A 14,535-nucleotide genomic window follows, 5' to 3' on the forward strand; every position below is an offset into this window, starting at 1 on the left:
AATGTCATTTTTTTTTGTAACTTTTTCCTGTTTAACTTTTAACCTCATAATCATGAAAAACTCTAAATTATTTACCCTCGTAATTACAATTGCTGTTGTATTAATGGTTTCATGTCATAGTAAAAGAAATAAACTAGTGAATTCATGGAAAGTTAGTGCTGTCGAAGCCAAAATTCCGATGACTGATTCTGCTAAAAATGTAATTCTAACCAATGGGGAACTTACTTTTACAGAAGATGGTCATGTTACTGGATTTTTACTTCGAGAAATAACAGATGGAACTTATGCATTAACAAAAAAAGGAACTAGTCTGGTTATTAAAGATGAAGTTGGTACGCCTTATCCTTGTGTAAGCACAATTACCGACGATAAATTAATTTTAGAAGCTAAAGAAGCTAAGTTAACATTCAATAAAATTTAAATTAAGCATTTCAGTTTATATCAATACAAAAAGCCATTCTTTTTATCTGAGAATGGCTTTTTGATTTTTTGCTTTAAAATAAATATCTTTGCATCTCTTTAAATAAGTACAACGTATGTGAAAAATAATTTCTTTCGAAAAGTTTAGTAAGTAACCGCATTTTGTGGTCACTTAATTTATTTATCTATAAAAGAAAGGAATTATGCTTATTCTTCAAAATATCTCATATCAGCATGAGAATAAAGACATGCTGTTTCAAAACATTAGTTTTACTCTAAACAATCACGATAAAACCGCTTTGATCGGAAACAATGGCGTTGGAAAATCTACGTTATTAAAAATTATTGCTGGACATCTTCACCCCTTTTCAGGGCAAATTAATCAAAATTTTAAACCTTATTTTGTTCCACAGTTATTTGGACAATTCAATGATTTGACAATTGCGGAAGCATTAAACATAAAGGATAAAATAACTTCACTTAAAGAAATACTTGAAGGTATTGTAACCGACGAAAACTTAGAGTTGTTAAATGATGACTGGACAATTGAAGAACGCTGTAATGAGGCTTTAATGTATTGGCAGCTTCAAGATTTAGACCTTGACCAGAAAATGGAAACTTTGAGCGGCGGACAGAAAACGAAAGTTTTTTTGGCTGGAATTATGATACACGAACCAGATTTGGTTTTATTAGACGAACCCAGTAATCATTTGGATTTTGCTAGTAGAAACTTACTGTATGATTTTATAAGATCTACTTCTATCACTTTACTCGTTGTAAGTCATGACAGAACATTACTGAATATTCTCAATAAAACTTTAGAAATGAGTAAAAATGGGATTTCTGTTTATGGCGGGAATTATGACTTTTACGACGAACAGAAAAAGATTGAAAATAACGCTTTAGAACAAGATGTCCAGAGCAAAGAAAAAGCACTCAAAAAAGCCAAGGAAAAAGAACGCGAAACTATTGAACGCCAAAACAAATTAGATTCTAGGGGCAAAAAGAAACAAGAAAAATCGGGAGTTGCGAGGATTATGATGAATACGCTTCGTAACAAGGCTGAAAACAGCAGTTCGAAATTAAAAGATGTTCATGCAGAAAAAATTGATAATATTTCTAATGACTTGCGTGAGCTTCGATCATCACTTTCGGCTATAGATCAAATGAAATTTGGTTTTAACACTGCTGCTTTTCATAAAGGGAAAACACTTTTTAAAGCCGATGAAATCAATTACAGCTATGAAAATCAATTACTTTGGAAAGAAAATCTAAATTTTGAAATACTTTCTGGAGAGCGATTGGTACTAAAAGGTTCAAATGGCTCTGGAAAAACTACTTTAATCAAAATTATTCTTGGAGAGCTGCGCCCGAAGCTGGGAAATGTTACTTCCTTAAGTAAAAAAGCAATTTACATCGATCAGGATTATTCTCTGCTTGACAGCAATTTAAATATTTACCAGCAAGCACAGCTTTTTAATGATTCTGGATTAGAAGAGCATGAAATTAAGATGAGATTAAATCGTTTTTTGTTCTCTCAAAATGATTGGAATAAACCATGCAGTGCTTTAAGCGGTGGCGAAAGAATGCGTCTTATGCTATGTTGTTTAACGATAAGCAATGAATCTCCTGAAATTATTATTTTGGATGAACCCACAAATAATTTAGATATTCAAAATATCGAAATTTTAACAACAGCAATTAATGAATATCAGGGAACTTTGATTGTTGTTTCACACGATCAGTTGTTTTTAAAACAAATAAATATCGAAAAAGAAATTTGGCTTTAAATAAGCAGCATTACAAATATTTTGGCGCTGCTCATTGTTTATTGAATCAATTAGTGATAACTGTCTTTTGTTATCACTAAAACTTTTGCTTTTATATTTATCTGATAAACAAAACATTATTTAAAATTCGTAAATTGCATCGAAAGATTTTCTTTACAGAAATAGTTTTGGCTATCAAGCAATTTATATATAAATCAAGTTTAATTGAATGGTAAAAAATTATGAAATCAAGAAACAGAATTTTGGCGCTTTTACTTACTTTTTGTTTTATAAGTGAAACTGTACTTCCTTGTACAAGAGTTGTATACGAAGGCATAAATGGTACAATAATAACTGCAAGATCAATGGACTGGAAAGGAGAAATTCCAGCAAATTTGTGGATTTTCCCACGTGGTATTGACCGATCGGGAGAAGCCGGCACTAGTTCGGTAAAATGGAAATCTAAGTATGGAAGTGTAATTACGAGCTCTTGGGATATTGCATCTTCAGACGGAATGAACGAAAAAGGACTTGTGGGCAATCTTTTATGGCTGGTTGAATCTCAATATCCTAAGTTTGAAAAAAACGGAAAAGTAAAAGGTCTGGCCGTTTCTTTATGGCTGCAATATGTTTTGGATAATTTCTCGACCGTTTCTGAGGCTGTAAATGCATTAGCAAAAAATGAATTCGTAATTGTGTCATCGCATATTCCCGGAACAGACATTTTTGCTACAGTTCATTTATCTATTTCTGATGCTACCGGTGATAATGCTATTTTCGAATATATAAATGGAAAATTGGTAATTCATCATGATAGAAAATATGTTACAATGACTAATTCTCCAATTTTTGACGAACAGCTGGCTATAAATACTTATTGGAAAAGTATTCCCGGAACAGTTATGCTTCCAGGAACGAATAGAGCTGCCGATCGTTTTGTGAGAGCTTCATATTATATTGATGCAATTCCGAAAACGGATGACACCAGAAGAGCTTTGGCAAGTGTATTCGGTGTGATTCGAAATTGTTCTGTTCCTTTAGGAATTGCTTCAGAAACAGAGCCTAACATCTCCTCTACTCGCTGGAGAACTGTTGCAGATCAAAAAAATCTCGTTTATTATTTTGATAATGTTTTAAACCCGAATGTAATTTGGGTTGAATTCAATAAAATAGATTTTAGCGAAAAGGGAAAGATTAAAAAACTCAGCTTAGCCAATAATGAAAACTATTCTGGTGAATCTTTATTGAATTTTAAAGAAACGAAACCGTTTCAATTTGCGGGATTGGATTAGATAAAATTAAAAAATTGAATGCTTTTGGTGTTTTTTTAGGTTTTATAATTAAAATCATACAAAATTGTTATATTTGATTAACTAATCCTAAACAAATTCCTAAAACCATGAAACAATTTTACAGTAAAGTATTGTTGAGTATTTTTTCCGTCATATTTCTTTTTAGCTGCCAGAACGATGATGCAGATTCTCCTGTTCAGCAGGCAAAGGTTTTATTCTCAGTAAATTATGGAAGTTCTCATACCGGAGACATAAAGGGATACCTTGCCGCATATACTCCAGAAGGTGAGCTATTAAATTATGGCAGTTTGGGAGATTCTTTAAAATGGGATTTGAAAGCAAAATACAATGGTGACAAAATAGATATTTTATATTTTGAAGTGGTGAATGGAATGCAAGTTCAGCATATCAAAAATATTAGTGTTGGACAAACTTTTACCAATTTGCGAAATATTTTCCTTTATCAGGAAACAGATCGTAAAACCTTTAAATTTAAAGTTGAAGATTTTGGTAAAAGAGAAGGAAATGGTAATGTAGAAAACGGATTTTCGAGCACAGCATATTTAATTCATAGCGGTTATGCAACTTTTAATCCTTTAACTTGGAGTAAAATTGAAAACGGATATTCTTATGCTGATATCACTTTTACTAAAGGGAATGATATAGAAGAAAAGGAATATGGAGCTGAGCTGCTTCTTTTTGAAAAAAACACTAATAAACCTTACGTCAAATATTTAGATTTAAAAAGGCTTACTCAAAACTACACAAGCAATGATGTAATTACATTAAATAAAAGTGATTTCAGTCCCGCAGAAATTAAAACTGTACAGGTAGACGCTAACAACGTTCCGTATGAAAACATGTTTTTGTATACCTATAATATACAAGCAGACAGAAGAAATATTATAAGATCATTTAATCATATAATTGAGGGTAATAAAATTTGGTATGTGAGCAGTAACGACGAAATACCAATTAATTACTGGCGATTAGTATATTCTGCTAAAACTGGAAACACTTCTTACGTTGCAGAAAGTAATAAAAAAGAAGTACCGTCACTTGTAAACGTAAAAGAACTTTCTGGGCATAGTATAACCAAAAATGGAGATAAATTTTCTTTTAAACATGGCGCTGTTTTTCCAGATAAAAAACTTTTAAGGACTTTCGTTTCCTTTTATAAATATAGATATTCAGCGAATAGTATAACTTATATTTGGAATTTTGACAGTACAGAAAGTACAGGAACTTTAAATTTAAAACCTTTTAAATTTCCAGCTGGCTTATTAGATAAATTTCCAAATATCAAACAAACGGATCAAAGAGAATGGGAAACTGGAGATTATGGCCAAGTCTACGATACAAGATCTTCTACCAATGTAATGTTAAACTATTTAAATGATATTTTGTTGTGGAAAACAAATGTATATACTGTAAATGATTATACATTTGAAACATATTCGATTAAGCTTTAAGTTATTACAAAACATACAGTAAAACCTTCAAATTATATAGTTTGAAGGTTTTTTTATTTAAAAAAAGTAAAAAAAATATTGCGCAGTCAAATGACTTCACTATATTTGCAGTCAAATAACTGCATAATGGAAATTAGAAGAGATGTTTTTCAAGCAATAGCCGATCCTACCCGAAGAGCTATTTTAGGTTTAGTAGCCATACAAGCAATGACACCTGGCGCAATTGCTGATAATTTTGATTCGTCTAGACAGACCATTTCAAAACATATTAAAATTTTGAATGAATGTGAATTACTACACCAAATACAGAATGGAAGAGAAATTTATTATCATTTAAATCCTCAAAAAATGAAAGAAATTGACAACTTCATCGAGCCATTCAGACAAATGTGGGATGATCGTTTCAATAAATTAGAATCAATCATGAAAAATCATAAAAAGTAAAAACATGGAAAGAAAGACAAAAATAACGGCAGAAGATGGTAAGCAAGATCTCATTATCACTAGAGAATTTGATCTGCCATTAGAATTATTGTTTAAAGCGCATGTTGATCCAGAAATTGTTTCGCAATGGATGGGAACAAAAGTTTTAAAATTGGAAAGCAAAAAACACGGAGGATGGCATTTTGAAACTAGCGATCCCAGCGGAAATGTGGTGTTTAGTGCCAATGGCGTAATTCATGATTTTGTACTAAATGAAAGAATTACAAGAACATTTGAAATGGATAATGCAAATTTTGCGCCTCAATTAGAGTTTCTTGAATTTGAAAAACTAACAGATGAAACTAGTAAATTAACCATGCAGATTATTTACAAATCTATTGAGCATAGAGAACACCAATTAAAATTACCTTTTGCTCAAGGTTTAAATATGGCACATAATAGATTAGAAGAAATTGTAACGAAACTAAAATAAGTATTATGACTAAAAGAAATAAAATTATTTACTGGATTGCTACGCTTTGGCTGGCACTAGGAATGGCTTCGACTGGAATTGTACAATTAATCCAGAATAAAGAAGAAACAGAAATGATGAAACATTTAGGTTATCCGCTTTATTTTTTAACTCTTTTAGGAGTTTGGAAATTACTAGGTGTTATTGCTATACTTATTCCTAAATTTGGTTTATTAAAAGAATGGGCGTATGCTGGTTTCTTCTTTGCAATGTCTGGAGCAGTAGTTTCTCATTTAGCTTGTGGAGATGGTGCAAAAGAACTTTTTGGACCATTCCTATTAATTGTTTTGACTATTTTTTCGTGGTATTACAGACCAGCGGAAAGAAAGTGTTTTAGTGAATTAAAAAGTTAATCAAATGAAAAAAGTATTGACAACCAACGAACAGGATGAGATTTTAAGTACGCTTGAAAAACGTTTTGAGCAAAATAAAAACCGTCATAAAGATTTAGATTGGACAAAAATTGAAGCCAAACTAAAAGCTAATCCTGAAAAATTATGGTCGCTTGAAGAAATGGAAAAAACGGAAGGCGAACCAGATGTTATTGGCTATGATAAAAAAACAGACCAATACCTTTTTGCTGACTGCTCTGCAGAAAGTCCAAAAGGACGAAGAAGTATCTGCTACGATCATGAAGCGCTTGAAAAAAGAAAAGAGCACAAACCTGCTGACAGCGCTGTAAATATGGCCGAAGGAATGGGAATTGAAATTCTGAACGAAGAACAATATAAAGAATTACAAAAGCTGGGAAAGTTTGACACCAAAACATCAAGCTGGATTTTGACTCCACCAGAAATAAGAAAATTAGGCGGTGCAATTTTCTCTGATTTTAGATACAATACCGTTTTTGTATATCATAACGGTGCAGAATCTTATTATGCTGCAAGAGGTTTTCGCGGTTTACTAAGAGTTTAGAAAGATTAAAACCTTCAAATAATTCATTTGGAGGTTTTGTTTTTACTCTCTTAAAATCTTTTCCATCTTTTTTCCTTTTGCCAATTCGTCTATTAATTTATCTAAATAACGAACTTTCTGCATTAGCGGATCTTCAATTTCTTCCACACGATAACCACATATTAAACCAGTAATTTTGGATACATTCGGATTCAATTTTGGAGCTTCTGCAAAGAAGGTTTCAAAGTCTGCCTTTTTCTCAATCTGAGCTTTAAGTTGTTCGTCGCTATATCCTGTTAACCATTTTGTTATTGTATCTACTTCTTCTTTAGTTCTTCCTTTCTTTTCTGCCTTTTGAATATATAAAGGATAAACGCTTGAAAATAGTAATTTATATACTCTTTCGTTTTTCATTTCACGCTTTTTAGATAATTTAGGTTTTAAGGTAAAGATAATTCAAAACTAAAAAAACTCCAATACAAGAATTATTTATACCTTAGATTTGTTTTATTAATGTCAATTTTTGCTAACTAAAAAACTATTTATATGGAAAACCAAAACCATTCAAACGACAACACGCCAAAAGTGACAGGAATTGGCGGTATTTTCTTTTTTCTAGACAATCCAAAGGAAACTAAAGATTGGTACGCCAAAAATTTAGGATTAGAAATTAATGATTGGGGTTCAGCAAGTTTTGAATCGAGAAATCTTGATAATCCAGAGCAAATTGAATCGACTCAATGGTGTCCTTTTAAGAAAGGAGATGAATATTTTTCTCCGTCTAAAAAAGACTTTATGGTTAATTACCGTGTTCAAAATATTGAAGGCCTTTTAGAAAAACTCAAACAAAATGGAGTAACAATCTTAGATGATATTGAAACTTACGATTATGGAAAATTTGTACACATAATGGATACTGAAGGCAATAAAATTGAGCTTTGGGAACCGATTTAATTTTTAATTGTTAATGGTTGATGGTTAATGGTTGATCTTGAGATATAAAAAAACTCCATTATTTCTAATGGAGTTTTTTAGTTTTATGTTTGGGTTAATTCCAGATTTCATTCATTTCGGTTAAAATGATTGGTTTGCCTTCTGTTACTACAATTGTATGTTCGTGTTGTGCCATAAAACCGCCTTTATTTCCTACCATTGTCCAACCGTCTTGCAAAGTCTCCGCATAAGTTGACGTTGTTGAAATAAACGTTTCTATGGCAACTACAGAATTCTTTTTAAATCTCGTGACATTAAAACGATCTCTATAATTGGCTATTTCGTGCGGTGCTTCGTGAAGGCTTCGCCCTACTCCATGCCCAGTAAGGTTTTTTATAACTTTGTATCCTCTTTTTTTAGCTTCAGTTTCTATTAAAAAACCAATATCAGAAATACGAACGCCGCCTTTTATATTATGAATGGCTTTGTGCAGGATTTGTCTCGAAGCTTCAACCAATTTTTGATGTTCGTTTACATCAGAACCAATTACAAAGGAGCCGCCGTTGTCTGACCAGAAACCGTCTAATTCTGCAGAAACATCAATATTAATCAAATCACCTTCTTTTAAAATTCTAGTTTCAGATGGAATGCCGTGACAAAACTCATTATCAACACTAATGCAAGTCCATCCAGGAAAACCGTAAGTCAAATAAGGTGCAGATTTAGCGCCGAGATCATTTAGAATTTGTCCGCCATAATCATCCAATTCTTTGGTTGACATGCCTGGTTTGGCAAATTTTCTCATTTCTTTTAAAGTGAGTGCAACTGCTTCACTCGCTTTTTTCATTCCTGCTAATTCTGCTTCTGTTGTAATTGACATAATTTGTTTTCTTTAGAATTAAATCTGAATCAAAATTACCACTTTTTATTTTTTTTAAGATGATTATTAAATTAAAAACCTCCAAAATCAAAGACTTTAGAGTTTTAAATAGTTTTTATTACCAAGGACTTTCTTCGCTTTCATCTTCAATATCATTACTAAAGAATTTTCCAGTGGGTCCGTTTTCATCGGTTAGAGTATGTTTTATAATAAAACTCGCCGCACTTTCTACACTTCCAGGTCCGCTGTGATGATTAAAATCTGTAGCGGTATAACCTGGATCAATTGAATTTACTTTAAAGTCTAAATCTTTTAATTCATAAGCCAAAGTAACTGTAAAAGCATTTAAAGCCGTTTTTGATGAAACGTATGAAACTGCTTTTATTGCATAATATTTCCACGCTGGATCGCTGTGCAAAGTAAGGGAACCCAAGCCAGAAGTAATATTACTAATTCTCGGATTTTTTGATTTTTTAAGCAATTCTAAAAAAGTCTGGGTAACTCTGATAACACCAAAAAAGTTAGTGTCAAATGTCTGTTGGATTTTTTCGACAGAAGTTGTTGAAGAATCCTGCGGTACATCTCCTAAAACTCCAGCATTATTAATTAGAACATCTAATTTTCCCTGCTCTTTTTCTATAATTTCTTTTGCACTTAAAACACTATCCGCGTTTGTTACATCAATCTGAATTGCTTTAATATTATTAAAACCTTCCTGAGTTAGTTTGTTCACTACTTCCTCTCCTTTTTGAAGATCGCGGCTTCCTAAATAAACAAACAATCCTTTTTGTGAAAGTTGTTTTGCCGTTTCTAAACCAATGCTTCTATTTGCGCCTGTAATTAATACTGAATCCATTTTTTTATCTTTTTAAATTATTGATTACAAAGTTGCTTTGATAAAAAACAAAAACATTTGCCATTTGGCAAAAAGCAACTTTAACGGATATTTTTTCTAATTCTGCTCAAAGAAGATTGCGTGATACCCAAATAAGAAGCCAAATAAGAAAGCGGAACGCGATTAATTACTTTTGGAAACATTTCCATAAAAGATAAATAACGTGTTGTAGCATCTTCTGAAACCAGTGGACTTCTTCTAGCTACTTTCTGAATCAAAGCTTTATTGATGATTTTATGAACTATTTTGTCCCAGCCAATAATTGTATTTAATAGTTCTTCCCAATCTTTTTTAGAAAAAACAATCATTTTACAATCGGTAACAGCTTGAACGTAGGCAGAAGAACAAATACTGTTTTCGAAACTTTCTAAATCGACTACAAGATTATTTTCATCTATAAAATATTTAGTAATTTCTTCGCCTTTATTATTGTAGTAACAGACTCTCATGATTCCTTCGATAATGAAACCAACTTCCACGGAAATTTTACCAGCTTCAGAAAAATAATTATCCTTGCTAATATCTTTTTCTTGGGCTTTGCTTAAAATTAAATCAATCTGGTGCTGATTTAAACTGCCAAACTGCAATATATATGCTACTAATTCTTTCATGCACGAAAGTTAGTTATAAGTTTTTAATCAAAATTTGTCATATGGCAAAAAAAGAATTGAATAAAATTTATTAGGCGCCCCTTTATTCTTACTTTGCGTTAAAAATCTTTTTTTTGCATAGAAAATGAAAATAATAAAAAGCAGTTTTTTCAGTCCAAGGAAATCTGAGTATGGTGATTTTGAAATAATACCTGATGCCGGTTGGGAATTTTCACAGACATTCATTGATTATGAATCTAAACTCTTAATAGTATCTCTAAGCATTAAAGACGAAACCAAATGGGAAAATCATGGTTATAATGGTACTATTATTCCAACTAAGCAGTATAAAGTCGACTTAGAAACCTTGCGTATTTTAGAGTTTGAAGATTGGAAGCATTATTTCAATTACAATAAAATTGAAATAATAAGCGAAGATGGAAAATACAAATTGATCACGCAAAGAGTTTTTAAACCTGAAAACAATAATGATTCAATCATTGAAGAGTTATATGATAATATTTCTGGCAATTTAATAAGTTCGAGCCGTTCGATCGCTTTTAGTGAAGATAAAAATGAAAATTTATTAGAAAGTAAATACCGTTCTGAGAGAGAATTAGAAGATCGAATAAGAATATATAATGCTAAACCAAATTTAGCTGAATTCTATACGATTCAGATTAATCAGTTACAAGATCAGGATGTTATAATGTACTACTATGATGCTTTTGATACTTTCAAACTTACTTTCGTAAATGATGAATTTATTTTGTCTAAAGGAGAAATATTTCCTTCAAAACAAGAAGATTGGCAGTCATTACAATATGATGAAATCGCTGTTTATTCTAATATAGATGAATTTTGGAACGATTTTATCAAAAACGAAAAATGGTATTTAAAATATAATATACATTATGGTTTTGAGCATAAAATATTGGTTTTAGCAAAACATATAACAGAGTATTTGAATGAATTGCGCAGGGAACAAAAATCTTCATTTAAAGAATATGAAAAAATAAATGAGTGGCAAGGAAGCGTTTGGAGTGATGAGTATAAAAAGAAAGAAGTAAAACAATGGTGTGCCAATTGTTCTGAGCCATTGAGTTATTATGGACGTTATCCAAAATATATTTGTCAAGAATGCGCTTCCAAAGACGCATACGATACTAATGGAAATATACTTGAGTTTTCTAATCTCGGAATCTCAGGCGGTTTTAAAGCAACTACAAAAAATAAGGATGGAAAAATTATCAAAGAAAATGATACCGAACAATTTTGTGATTGTATAATTGATGGTAAATTATTTTTTGCACAAGAAGCAAGATTTGGAGGAATTGTAATTCAGCTCAAAGAGTAACTATAGTTTCTAAAAAACTACATTCCAGGCCAATACAGAAAGTTGAATTTATGTCCGTCTGGGTCAGCAAAACCTAAAGTATAGCCTGCTTCAAAATTTTCAGGTTCTGAAAATATAGTTCCGCCAATTTCTTTGACTTTTGCGTACCAAAGGTCTACTTCTTCCCTGCTTGCTGCCGATAAAGAAAATATAATTTCATTATCGTTTTTTGTATTGGTAAGTTTTCCTTTTACAGCATTTTCAAGTCTTTTTTCAATAAAAAAGTTGATTATAAAATTATTGTCGCCAAAAGCAAAACTAACTAATTCGTTAGTTTCTTTTCCGTTTTGTTTGAAACCTAAATCAGTATAAAACTGAATTGTTTTTTGCAAATCATGCGAAACTAAGTTTGCCCAGATCATTTTCGTTTTCATAATTAATTTTCATTAGATTGAATTATACAATTATACTAAGTTAATCAATTTCTAATTCACAACTTGTCTTGTAGTTTTTTTTATCTTAACTCATATAGATATTATTAGACTTTTTCATTTATAGAAGTAGAACAAAATTATAGAGACCGTTTTGAAATAATTTATAAAAAACAACCTCCAAAGGGAATTCTTTGGAGGTTGTTTTTTGTTGACTGAAAATTAATTGGAGGTACTCAGAAAACGATAATACTCTTTAATTTTAATTTTTAATCGTCTTGCTAAATATTCATTTCCATCTTTCAGTTCATTATGAATAATTTCAGCTTCTTCAATATATTTCAGCTTTTTTTCGTCATTCCAATAATATGGAGGCTCATACAAATTTGATATTCTGTCGGCCATTTTAACTGCCCAAATTTCTATAGGCTGCTGTTTAATTCGGTTAAGACTATCCAGCATTTTTTCCAATGAATCAGTTATTTGATCATTTTTGGTTAAAGCCAGAACTCCAGATGCAACTTGGCTTCCAAATAAATCATTAACTTTTTCATAATCAAACGTGGTATCTTCTATTGTATCATGGAGCATTGCACATTTAACAGCCAAATCAGAATTCATATTTTCTGTCGATCGAATGGCGTTTAAAACTTCAAAAACAACACTTCCAATATGGTTAATATACTCTACTCTTTCGCCCTCGCTTACACCACCATATTTTTGTCCGTCATGTAGTTTTGAAACCAATTGCCAAACATTCTGAATTTCGTCTATTGACCAGTCTTTTTGTTGTCCCATATTCTATAATGAATTTTTAGATTTTATGTAATTTATTGCTTTTTTTGAATATCTGCAACAATTTTACTTTAAGCTTTTTCACTTTATAGAATTTAAGACAGCTTTTTATTATCGAATGATTTTGAGATATGCGGTGTAGATATTATCCAGAAGAGAAGTTCTCATATAATATACATTTTCGTCTTTTTCTCTCAAATCAAATTGAATTAAACCCGCATCACAATAATAGTACAACAAGTTATCATCATTTGGAAATTCAATGTTTGAAACAGGCAGAGTTGTTAATTTAGTTTCGAATGCTATTTCACCATTAGTTAAGTCTAATTCGAAAAGTTTTGCTTTTTTGGTGTAACCCCAAATATTCTCATTTTCTTTGATAATGTATTCAATATTATCATCTTTAAAATCAGTTTTCCATAGCTGAGTTCCAGTTTTTGAATCAACAGCATAAAGAGAAGAAACATTGGTTCCTTGTGCTCCAAAATAAAGTATATTGTTATTGCAAAGTATGCGTTCTTTAATATTGTATTGATTTTCAGCTAATTTAAACTGCCAAACAATATCTAATTTGTCAGGACTTAAAGCAAAAAGAACATCTTTATCATTTGCTATAAATATATTTTGACCATCCGTTACAGGTTTTCCGTTCATAGTTCCCTCAAAGTTTTTTTGGTTGAGAACTTTTCCTGTATTTGCATCAAAACTATAAACATTTGAACCGCTTTGGGTAAAAATTTTGTTATCAAAAAAAAGTACTGGAATTTCGTTGGTTGCAGAATCCAGTTTATAATTCCATGCTAAACTCCCGTCTTTTATATCAAGAGCATATAAATTACTGCCTTGATTTTGGTTTTGAGCAGTTATATAAAGTTTTCCGTTGTGTATAACTGGAGTCTGGTCTTTTAAAACAATTTGATCCGTAATATTACCTAATCTTGATTTCCAAAAAATACTGCCGGTCTCGTTATCTATTGCAAAAATTTCACCATTAATAAACGGAACATAAACAACTCCATCAGCTATTGTTACTTTATTGGCACACATTTCTGTATGCGAATCTGTAGCTTTTACAGTCCAGCCAATTGTTTCAGTCTCTAAATCATATGAAAAAAGTGAACCGTCATAATCGTAAATTAAGATCGATGCTTCGTCTAGTGTAACCTTTTTAAGCGGTTTCATGGCTTTATTCGTCACAATTTCACTTTCGCTTAAACCTTTATTAGAATAATTAGTTTTATTGGCAGGAGCTTGCCCAAATATATTTATCGCAGTAAAGACAAATAAAAGAGTTATTATTTTTTTTTTCATTTTAAGATTTGGGTTTGATGAATCGATTTCCGTTTAGTAAGAAAGTTGCTAAACAAAACAATCTCTGCCAAATGTAATAAAAAAAATATTATAGGATTTTATATCGCGTACTAAGGCTATTGGATATATATCTATTTAAAAATGTTTATAACATTTATGAAATTTGAGGTATGAAAAGAAAAAGGTAAAGCAAAAAAACTCCAAAATCATAAGACTTTGGAGTTTTTGGAATTTTTGTGGGCGATGAGGGGTTCGAACCCCCGACCCCCTCGGTGTAAACGAGGTGCTCTGAACCAGCTGAGCTAATCGCCCTATTTTACTAGGCTGCTATCGTTTGTGATTGCGAGTGCAAATATACAGCTAGATTTTGTATTTGCAAGCATAATTAGAAAAAAAATGAAATTATTTTTCATCTTTTTATTTAGCAATCTATTTTTCAGCGCCTTAAAAAACAAAGAAATTTTTCTTTTTTCTTATAATTAAGTTAAAAAACGAAATCTGGATCTGTAATTCTTAATATTGCTTTGTATTCATTTGCTATAGTCATACATTTGCATACCTA

General features: G+C 31.3%; 17 protein-coding genes and 1 tRNA gene. 10 read left to right on the plus strand and 8 right to left on the minus strand.

Translation table 11 applies throughout. From position 1 onward, the window contains the following. Positions 1 to 52 precede the first annotated feature (52 nt). From QMG60_RS16215 to QMG60_RS16250, 8 genes are all read left to right on the plus strand, one after another. Positions 53 to 421, plus strand: a complete 369-nt coding sequence (locus tag QMG60_RS16215; RefSeq protein WP_281865648.1) for a hypothetical protein — start codon at positions 53 to 55, stop codon at positions 419 to 421. A gap of 202 nt (positions 422 to 623) precedes the next feature. Then, the gene (gene abc-f / locus QMG60_RS16220; RefSeq protein ID WP_281865649.1) at positions 624 to 2,210 is read left to right on the plus strand and encodes a ribosomal protection-like ABC-F family protein; all 1,587 of its coding nucleotides are present in this window, start codon (positions 624 to 626) and stop codon (positions 2,208 to 2,210) included. A 221-nt stretch (positions 2,211 to 2,431) separates the two neighbouring features. Continuing rightward, positions 2,432 to 3,481 (plus strand): linear amide C-N hydrolase, encoded by a 1,050-nt coding sequence (locus QMG60_RS16225; protein ID WP_134141274.1) that lies wholly within the window; start codon positions 2,432 to 2,434, stop codon positions 3,479 to 3,481. 107 nt (positions 3,482 to 3,588) lie between these two features. Continuing rightward, positions 3,589 to 4,953 carry a hypothetical protein gene (locus tag QMG60_RS16230; protein ID WP_281865650.1) on the plus strand — a complete coding sequence of 455 codons (1,365 nt, stop codon included), beginning with the start codon at positions 3,589 to 3,591 and terminating at the stop codon, positions 4,951 to 4,953. Positions 4,954 to 5,079: 126 nt separating this feature from the next. Beyond that, positions 5,080 to 5,397, plus strand: a complete 318-nt coding sequence (locus QMG60_RS16235; protein WP_281865651.1) for a metalloregulator ArsR/SmtB family transcription factor — start codon at positions 5,080 to 5,082, stop codon at positions 5,395 to 5,397. 4 nt (positions 5,398 to 5,401) lie between these two features. Further along, positions 5,402 to 5,869 carry an SRPBCC domain-containing protein gene (locus tag QMG60_RS16240; protein ID WP_281865652.1) on the plus strand — a complete coding sequence of 156 codons (468 nt, stop codon included), beginning with the start codon at positions 5,402 to 5,404 and terminating at the stop codon, positions 5,867 to 5,869. A gap of 5 nt (positions 5,870 to 5,874) precedes the next feature. Further along, positions 5,875 to 6,261 (plus strand): DoxX family protein, encoded by a 387-nt coding sequence (locus QMG60_RS16245; RefSeq protein WP_281865653.1) that lies wholly within the window; start codon positions 5,875 to 5,877, stop codon positions 6,259 to 6,261. Positions 6,262 to 6,265: 4 nt separating this feature from the next. Continuing rightward, positions 6,266 to 6,823 (plus strand): DUF4256 domain-containing protein, encoded by a 558-nt coding sequence (locus QMG60_RS16250; RefSeq protein ID WP_281865654.1) that lies wholly within the window; start codon positions 6,266 to 6,268, stop codon positions 6,821 to 6,823. Between the two features lie 42 nt (positions 6,824 to 6,865). Here the strand turns inward: QMG60_RS16250 and QMG60_RS16255 are convergent, their stop codons facing one another. Further along, positions 6,866 to 7,216, minus strand: coding sequence for a DUF2200 domain-containing protein (locus tag QMG60_RS16255; protein ID WP_057117951.1), 351 nt, complete (start codon positions 7,214 to 7,216; stop codon positions 6,866 to 6,868). 132 nt (positions 7,217 to 7,348) lie between these two features. Here QMG60_RS16255 and QMG60_RS16260 point away from each other — a divergent pair, with 132 nt between their 5' ends. Continuing rightward, positions 7,349 to 7,756, plus strand: coding sequence for a VOC family protein (locus QMG60_RS16260; protein WP_057117950.1), 408 nt, complete (start codon positions 7,349 to 7,351; stop codon positions 7,754 to 7,756). Between the two features lie 94 nt (positions 7,757 to 7,850). Here QMG60_RS16260 and map read toward each other — a convergent pair whose 3' ends face one another. From map to QMG60_RS16275, 3 genes are all read right to left on the minus strand, one after another. After that, positions 7,851 to 8,615: a type I methionyl aminopeptidase gene (gene map / locus QMG60_RS16265; protein WP_281865655.1), complete on the minus strand. Its 765-nt coding sequence runs from the start codon at positions 8,613 to 8,615 to the stop codon at positions 7,851 to 7,853. A 118-nt stretch (positions 8,616 to 8,733) separates the two neighbouring features. Beyond that, positions 8,734 to 9,471: an SDR family oxidoreductase gene (locus tag QMG60_RS16270; protein ID WP_281865656.1), complete on the minus strand. Its 738-nt coding sequence runs from the start codon at positions 9,469 to 9,471 to the stop codon at positions 8,734 to 8,736. 80 nt (positions 9,472 to 9,551) lie between these two features. Further along, positions 9,552 to 10,121 carry a Crp/Fnr family transcriptional regulator gene (locus QMG60_RS16275; RefSeq protein WP_134141264.1) on the minus strand — a complete coding sequence of 190 codons (570 nt, stop codon included), beginning with the start codon at positions 10,119 to 10,121 and terminating at the stop codon, positions 9,552 to 9,554. Between the two features lie 124 nt (positions 10,122 to 10,245). Here QMG60_RS16275 and QMG60_RS16280 point away from each other — a divergent pair, with 124 nt between their 5' ends. Then, positions 10,246 to 11,457 (plus strand): hypothetical protein, encoded by a 1,212-nt coding sequence (locus QMG60_RS16280; protein ID WP_281865657.1) that lies wholly within the window; start codon positions 10,246 to 10,248, stop codon positions 11,455 to 11,457. 17 nt (positions 11,458 to 11,474) lie between these two features. Here the strand turns inward: QMG60_RS16280 and QMG60_RS16285 are convergent, their stop codons facing one another. From QMG60_RS16285 to QMG60_RS16300, 4 genes are all read right to left on the minus strand, one after another. Continuing rightward, the gene (locus tag QMG60_RS16285; protein WP_281865658.1) at positions 11,475 to 11,870 is read right to left on the minus strand and encodes a VOC family protein; all 396 of its coding nucleotides are present in this window, start codon (positions 11,868 to 11,870) and stop codon (positions 11,475 to 11,477) included. Positions 11,871 to 12,089: 219 nt separating this feature from the next. Further along, positions 12,090 to 12,665, minus strand: coding sequence for an HD domain-containing protein (locus QMG60_RS16290; RefSeq protein ID WP_281865659.1), 576 nt, complete (start codon positions 12,663 to 12,665; stop codon positions 12,090 to 12,092). 108 nt (positions 12,666 to 12,773) lie between these two features. Beyond that, entirely contained in the window at positions 12,774 to 13,973 is a 1,200-nt protein-coding gene (locus QMG60_RS16295; protein WP_281865660.1) for a PQQ-binding-like beta-propeller repeat protein, read from the minus strand. A 237-nt stretch (positions 13,974 to 14,210) separates the two neighbouring features. Further along, positions 14,211 to 14,285: transfer RNA gene (locus tag QMG60_RS16300), tRNA-Val, on the minus strand. Positions 14,286 to 14,535: the final 250 nt, after the last annotated feature.

Source organism: Flavobacterium sp. GSB-24 (genome assembly GCF_027924665.1).
Taxonomy (GTDB): domain Bacteria; phylum Bacteroidota; class Bacteroidia; order Flavobacteriales; family Flavobacteriaceae; genus Flavobacterium.

Coding starts and splice junctions, on each gene's coding strand:
- QMG60_RS16215 (WP_281865648.1), top strand. CDS start 53: ATGAAAAACTCTAAATTATTTACCCTCGTAATTACAATTGCTGTTGTA.
- abc-f (WP_281865649.1), top strand. CDS start 624: ATGCTTATTCTTCAAAATATCTCATATCAGCATGAGAATAAAGACATG.
- QMG60_RS16225 (WP_134141274.1), top strand. CDS start 2,432: ATGAAATCAAGAAACAGAATTTTGGCGCTTTTACTTACTTTTTGTTTT.
- QMG60_RS16230 (WP_281865650.1), top strand. CDS start 3,589: ATGAAACAATTTTACAGTAAAGTATTGTTGAGTATTTTTTCCGTCATA.
- QMG60_RS16235 (WP_281865651.1), top strand. CDS start 5,080: ATGGAAATTAGAAGAGATGTTTTTCAAGCAATAGCCGATCCTACCCGA.
- QMG60_RS16240 (WP_281865652.1), top strand. CDS start 5,402: ATGGAAAGAAAGACAAAAATAACGGCAGAAGATGGTAAGCAAGATCTC.
- QMG60_RS16245 (WP_281865653.1), top strand. CDS start 5,875: ATGACTAAAAGAAATAAAATTATTTACTGGATTGCTACGCTTTGGCTG.
- QMG60_RS16250 (WP_281865654.1), top strand. CDS start 6,266: ATGAAAAAAGTATTGACAACCAACGAACAGGATGAGATTTTAAGTACG.
- QMG60_RS16255 (WP_057117951.1), bottom strand. CDS start 7,216: ATGAAAAACGAAAGAGTATATAAATTACTATTTTCAAGCGTTTATCCT.
- QMG60_RS16260 (WP_057117950.1), top strand. CDS start 7,349: ATGGAAAACCAAAACCATTCAAACGACAACACGCCAAAAGTGACAGGA.
- map (WP_281865655.1), bottom strand. CDS start 8,615: ATGTCAATTACAACAGAAGCAGAATTAGCAGGAATGAAAAAAGCGAGT.
- QMG60_RS16270 (WP_281865656.1), bottom strand. CDS start 9,471: ATGGATTCAGTATTAATTACAGGCGCAAATAGAAGCATTGGTTTAGAA.
- QMG60_RS16275 (WP_134141264.1), bottom strand. CDS start 10,121: ATGAAAGAATTAGTAGCATATATATTGCAGTTTGGCAGTTTAAATCAG.
- QMG60_RS16280 (WP_281865657.1), top strand. CDS start 10,246: ATGAAAATAATAAAAAGCAGTTTTTTCAGTCCAAGGAAATCTGAGTAT.
- QMG60_RS16285 (WP_281865658.1), bottom strand. CDS start 11,870: ATGAAAACGAAAATGATCTGGGCAAACTTAGTTTCGCATGATTTGCAA.
- QMG60_RS16290 (WP_281865659.1), bottom strand. CDS start 12,665: ATGGGACAACAAAAAGACTGGTCAATAGACGAAATTCAGAATGTTTGG.
- QMG60_RS16295 (WP_281865660.1), bottom strand. CDS start 13,973: ATGAAAAAAAAAATAATAACTCTTTTATTTGTCTTTACTGCGATAAAT.